Raw genomic sequence first — 6,000 nt, forward strand, 5'->3', positions numbered from 1 at the left:
TTCCAGCGACGCTCGATCAGACGCGCGCGCGACTACCTTGCTCAGCGGAGATCTTGAATGAAGATACTGCACGGCCACGAACTCGCCGAGGCGATCCTCAATCTCTTCCTCGAACCGGGCCGCCTCCGCTGCGCCGTGGCGTTCTGGGGCCCGGAGCTGGGCGCGATCGCTCGCAAGCGGAAGATCGAAATCGTACTCGACATCTCGATGGGCGGCACGTCGCGCAACGCGCTTAAGGCCTTGGGTCTGCGCAGGAAGAACCTGCCGCATGCCGATGGGCTGGTGACACTGCTCGATGGCCTTCACGCCAAGATCTTCGTAGGCACGCGCTATGCCATCATCGGTTCCGCCAATGCTTCGCGCCGTGCGCTTGGACGGAAGGGCGTGCAGCCGAGTCTCCGAGAGGCAGGGGTTCTCTTCGATCGCGTGGAGGATCCGGACGGCTACGGCAAGCTGGAGGACCTCTACGCACACTATCGCGGTCTCTCGCGAGCCATTCTCCCGAGCGATCTGGACCGTGCGCCCCGCGTCGCATCCAATCCGGCGGCAAGGGACTTTCAAGCCGGTCGAAAGTCCACTCCGGCGTCCGTGTTGAGCGCCCTGCTGGCCGATTTCGATCGCTTCTCCAGGACCTGCTTCATCTTCGGGGACCACCGCATCAAGCATGGGGAATGGGTCAAGGCGAAGGACGCATACGAGGATGAGGTGGGAGAACCGCCCGAAGCCGGCGGTCGGACCCATATCTGCTCGGCCGATGACGATGAGGATACGGACGCCGTCCTTCGTGATACGGCCCATGTGTTCGTGTACTGGTTGGGAAGCCCCTTGGGTGTCTCGGCCTATCGCGATGTGGTGCGGATCGAGCACGGGGATGGGACCGTCAGCTACTTCGGCCGTCTCGGCTGGACGTCGGTGCGCGGCACCCACCGCCTCCCCGCAGCCACGAAGGCGGAAACGTGGCATGCGGATTCGAAGATCGCCGAGGCGATCGCGAACTCCGGTGGGGACAAGGTCAAGGAGCGTTTCGTCGTCCTTTCCTCCGGCGACCTCTTCGAGTTGCTGGAAAGCGATTTCGCCGGAGAATTGTGATGCGCGCCCTGCAAGTCGAACATGCATGGCCGACAAGCCGGGAAGGCCGTCCGAGCGCAGGCACCCGCCCGCCGCGACGTGGGCTTCCGCGATGGCCATCGATCCATGCTGGTTTCTGCTGCCCTTATGGCGGTCTGCCGAACCAGGGGATGCTGGACCTGAGGGACCGCGAATTGAACTGGCCCGTAGATCGGAGCCACTCAAGCCAAAAACCGGCTTTCGGTGTAGCCATACATAATTTGCTGATGGTCGGCCCACCCGGCGCGGGCAAGTCGCTGCTCGCTTCCTGCCTGCCCGGCATCCTGCCGCCGCTCGACGCCGCCGAGGCGCTGGAGGTGTCGATGGTCGCCTCGGTCGCCGGCACGCTGACCGGCGGGCGGATGACGCGCGCCCGCCCGTTCCGCTCGCCGCATCACTCCGCATCGATGGCGGCGCTCACCGGCGGCGGGCTGAAGGTGAAGCCCGGCGAGATCAGCATGGCGCATCTGGGCGTCCTGTTCCTCGACGAGCTGCCCGAATTTCAGCGCGCCGTGCTCGATTCGCTGCGCCAGCCGCTGGAGACTGGCGAGGTCAGCGTCGCGCGCGCCAACGCCCATGTCACCTTTCCGGCGCGGGTGCAGTTGATCGCGGCGATGAACCCGTGCCGCTGCGGCCATCTGGGCGACGCCGCGCTCGCCTGCGCCCGCGCGCCGCGCTGCGCCGCCGACTATCAGGCGAAGGTGTCGGGGCCTTTGCTCGACCGGATCGATCTGGTGATCGAGATGGCGGCGGTCAGCGCCGCCGACCTCGTCCTGCCGCCCCCGGCGGAAGGCTCGGCACAGGTCGCCGCCCGCGTCGCCCGCGCCCGAACGGTCCAGCGTACCCGCTATGGTGCCGACGGCCCGCGCACCAATGCCGAGGCCGACGGCGCGGTACTCGCGCAGGCGGCGGTGCTCGACGACGGTGCCCGCGCCCTGCTGGCGCAGGCGGCGGCGGCGATGCGGCTGTCGGCGCGTGGCTACACCCGCGTCCTGCGCGTCGCGCGCACCATCGCCGATCTGGCGGGGGTGGAAACGATCGGCCGCGCACATGTCGCCGAGGCGCTCGGCTATCGCCGGCGCGCGCCGGTCAACTGAACGAACCGCTCAAGGAGTCTCGACGATGTACTGGATGCTGCTGCCGCTCAAACGCTACGCCGATTTCCGTGGTCGGTCGCGTCGCAAGGAACTCTGGATGTTCGTCCTCGGCTATGTGCTGATCTTCGCCGTTCTCGGCACGATCCTCGGCACCCTCGGTGCCTTTTCGCTGCTGCAGGAAGATGCTCCCTCGCAGGACGTGAACGGTCCGATGCTGGGCGTTTTTGGCATCCTCGGGCTGATCGGCCTCGGGCTGTTCATCCCCTCGCTCGCGGTGCAGGTCCGCCGGCTGCATGACCGCGACATGAGCGGCTGGTGGCTGTTGCTGTTCTATGTCCTGAGCCTCGTGCCGCTCGTCGGCTTTTTCGTGTGGGTCGCGCAGATCGTGCTGATGATCCTGCCCGGCACGCCCGGCCCCAACCGCTTCGGCCCCGATCCCAAGGACCCCTATGGCCGGCTCGACGATACCGACGTCTTCGCCTAGTTGCAGCGGCGCGCGGCCTTTGCTAACGGAGCCCCGCGTGCCCCTGTGGTGAAATTGGTAGACGCGTCCGACTCAAAATCGGATTCCGCAAGGAGTGCTGGTTCGAGCCCGGCCAGGGGCACCAATTCCCAACCCATACCGGTCGTTACGCTGCGCGATTAACGCAGCTTTAGGACCCCCGGGGCGATACCGCGTAGCGATGACCGATCCCGCGAACGATGTCCCTGAACGCGAACGCCGCAGCAGCGTCATCCTGCGCGCGCTCGTCGAAACCAGCGACGCGGCGATCGAATGCCGCGTCCGCAACCTCTCCGCCTCGGGCGCCTGTATCGACAACGAGGCCGAACTGGCCACCGGTGCCCGCGTGCTGGTGTCGATGGGCACGCTCCACCATCTGCGCGGCCAAGTGGTGTGGGCGACCGAGCGGCTGGCCGGGCTGCGGTTCGACAAGGCGAACATCGACATCGATTCGGCCCGCAAACCCCGCGGCACGGTGGCCAAGACTTCACCGGCAGGGGCCGGCTGGCTGGCCCAGCTCGACGACCCGCACCGGCGGCGCCCGCGCTGACTGCACGTTGAATATCCGCATCTCGTCCTTTTCGGCAAAATGATATAAAGATTTTGTTATATCCTTATGTAATGCCGGATTTGACCTCCCGTGGTCAGATAAATAGGGTCTGTCAAAACAGCGGGGAGATGGCGGGATGACGGACGATCATACAGGCGGACTGACCCGCCGGGCCATGCTCGAAGCCTCGCTCGCCGCGTCGGCGGCACTGGCGCTGCCCGATGTCGCGGTCGCCAACGCGCCGCCGCTACGCCCCGACCGGCTGTGGTACGCCGCCCCTGCGACGAAGTGGACCGAGGCGCTGCCGGTCGGCAACGGCCGGATGGGCGCGATGGTGTTCGGCGGGACGGCGCGCGAACGGCTGCAACTGAACGAGGACACCTTTTATGCCGGCGGTCCGCACAACCCGCTGAATCCCAAGGCAAAAGCATCCCTGCCCGAAGTCCGCCGCCTGATCGCCGCCGGACGCTATGCCGAAGCGCAGGCATTGGCGCAGAGCGACCTGATGGGCGTGCCGATCAAGCAGATGCCGTATCAGACGATCGGCGACCTGCTGCTGACCATACCCGGTCTCGGCGCGGTGCGCGACTATCAGCGCGCGCTCGACCTCGACACCGCGCGCTGCACGACCGGTTTCATCGCCGGCGACGTCGCCTATCGGCGCGACGTGGTGGTATCGCCCGACGATCAGGTGATCGCCGTTCGCGTGAGTGCCGCCCGCAAGGGAGCACTCGACCTCGACATCGCGCTCACCACGCCGCAGTCCGCCGAAGTCACCGCGCAGAACAACGGGTTGCGCATGATTGGCAAGGGGCGGGCAGCCGAAGGAATCCCCGGCGCGCTGCGGTTCGCGACGCTGGTCCGCGTGCTGCCCTCGGGCGGGGCGACGCAGTCGGTCGGCGATGCCGTGCAGGTGCGCGGCGCCGACAGCGTCACGATCCTGATCGCGATGGCGACCAGCTACCGCCGCTTCGATGACATCACTGCCGACCCGGTGGCGATCGTCGAACGACATATCGCAAAGGCGGCGACCCGCTCGTTCGACCGTATCGCCGCCGACACCGCGACCAGCCACCAGCGGCTCTATCGTCGCGTCTCGATCGACCTCGGCGACAACGCGGGTGCCGACTTGCCGACTGACCGGCGGATCGTCGCCGGCGTGACCGCCGACGATCCGGGGCTGGCGGCGCTGTATTTCAACTATGCGCGCTACCTGCTCATCACCTCGTCGCGCGCCGGCACCCAGCCGGGCAATCTGCAAGGTATCTGGAACGACAGCGTCGATCCGCCATGGGGCTGCAAATTCACGATCAATATCAATACCCAGATGAATTACTGGCCGGCGCAACCGCTGGCGCTGGGCGAATGCGTCCAGCCATTGGTGGCGATGCTCAAGGACCTCGCGATCACCGGTGCCACGACCGCGCGCGAGATGTACGGCGCGCGCGGATGGGTGGTGCATCACAATACCGATCTGTGGCGGTCGACCGCGCCGGTCGACGGCGCGAAATGGGGCATGTGGCCGACCGGCGGGGCATGGCTGTGTACCCATTTGTGGGAGCATTACGACTATCACCGCGACACCGCGTTCCTGCGCGATGTCTATCCGGTGATGGCGGGGGCATGCCGCTTCTTCCTCGACACGCTCGTCACCGATCCGGCGACGGGCAGTCTGATGACCAGCCCGTCGCTCTCGCCCGAGAACGAGCATCGCCCCGGTATCGCGATCTGTGAAGGGCCGGCGATGGACCAGCAGATCCTGCGCGACCTGTTCGCCCAGACCGCCGAGGCCGCCGAAATCCTGAAGATCGACGGCGGCTTCGTCCGCGAACTGACGGCGGCGCGCGCCCGCCTCGCGCCCGACCGGATCGGCGCGCAGGGCCAGTTGCAGGAATGGCAGGCCGATTGGGACGCGACCGCGCCCGAACAGAACCACCGCCACGTCTCGCATCTCTACGCGCTGTTCCCGAGCGACCAGATCTCGCTCGACCGGACCCCGGCGTTGGCGGCCGCCGCGCGCAAGTCGCTGGAAGTACGCGGTGACGAGGCGACCGGCTGGGCGACGGCGTGGCGCATCAACCTGTGGGCGCGGCTGCGCGACGGCGAGCATGCGCACCGCATCCTGCGGTTTTTGCTCGGGCCGGAGCGGACCTATCCCAACATGTTCGACGCGCATCCGCCGTTCCAGATCGACGGCAATTTCGGCGGGGCGCGGGCGATCGGCGAGATGCTGATGCAGAGCGAGGGCGATACCATCCGCCTGTTGCCGGCGCTGCCCGGCGCGTGGAGCGGCGGCCGGATCGCAGGGCTGCGCGCGCGGGGCGGGTGCGGCGTCGATCTGCGCTGGCAGGGCGGGCGGCTGGTCGAGGCGACCTTGCGACCCGACCGCGCGGGTACGCGCACGCTGATCCTCGGGGATGTGCGCCGGCCGGTGACGCTGGTCGCCGGGCGGACGCTGCGGCTGGTCGGGCCAGATTTGCGTCTGGTGTAAAGGTCCGTTTTGCGGTGCCAGCCCGCTCCCCCTCCCGGCCACCCACAGCGTATCCTGAATTAGTGGTCGGGAGGGGGAGCGGGCTGGCACCGTCTGAAAACTTGCTCTTTCGCGAGTTTTCAAAGAGCGTAAGCGCGGCGTGGAGGCCGCAGATTATGCGGCTTGCGCGGTCGGCTGATCTGCCGGGGGCATCCAGTTCCACGGCATCAACTCACCCCAGCGACTGGCGGGCCAGTCGTCGGCGACCTTGCCG

The 6,000-nt window shown here is 67.3% G+C and carries 4 protein-coding genes, 1 tRNA gene and 1 pseudogene; all 6 read left to right on the forward strand.

Going from position 1 to position 6,000, the window contains the following annotated elements:
- The first annotated feature begins 57 nt into the window (after positions 1-57).
- The 6 genes and pseudogenes from LRA89_RS11465 to LRA89_RS11490 all read left to right on the forward strand — a co-directional run bounded on the left by LRA89_RS11465 (position 58) and on the right by LRA89_RS11490 (position 5,747).
- Positions 58-1,089 carry a phospholipase D family protein gene (locus LRA89_RS11465; protein ID WP_230770243.1) on the forward strand — a complete coding sequence of 344 codons (1,032 nt, stop codon included), beginning with the start codon at positions 58-60 and terminating at the stop codon, positions 1,087-1,089.
- A gap of 233 nt (positions 1,090-1,322) precedes the next feature.
- Positions 1,323-2,204: pseudogene (locus tag LRA89_RS11470) on the forward strand (YifB family Mg chelatase-like AAA ATPase); the annotation flags it as partial.
- A 25-nt stretch (positions 2,205-2,229) separates the two neighbouring features.
- A complete protein-coding gene (locus LRA89_RS11475; RefSeq protein ID WP_055760364.1) occupies positions 2,230-2,688 on the forward strand; it encodes a DUF805 domain-containing protein in 459 nt (152 codons plus the stop codon).
- A gap of 39 nt (positions 2,689-2,727) precedes the next feature.
- Positions 2,728-2,812 (forward strand) — tRNA-Leu (locus LRA89_RS11480).
- A 75-nt stretch (positions 2,813-2,887) separates the two neighbouring features.
- Positions 2,888-3,256, forward strand: a complete 369-nt coding sequence (locus LRA89_RS11485; RefSeq protein WP_230770244.1) for a PilZ domain-containing protein — start codon at positions 2,888-2,890, stop codon at positions 3,254-3,256.
- 136 nt (positions 3,257-3,392) lie between these two features.
- On the forward strand, positions 3,393-5,747 hold the full coding sequence (locus tag LRA89_RS11490) for a glycoside hydrolase family 95 protein (protein WP_230770245.1): 2,355 nt from the start codon (positions 3,393-3,395) through the stop codon (positions 5,745-5,747).
- Positions 5,748-6,000 lie beyond the last annotated feature (253 nt).

Origin of the sequence: Sphingomonas sp. Leaf4, assembly GCF_920939515.1 — a bacterium.
Lineage (GTDB): Bacteria > Pseudomonadota > Alphaproteobacteria > Sphingomonadales > Sphingomonadaceae > Sphingomonas.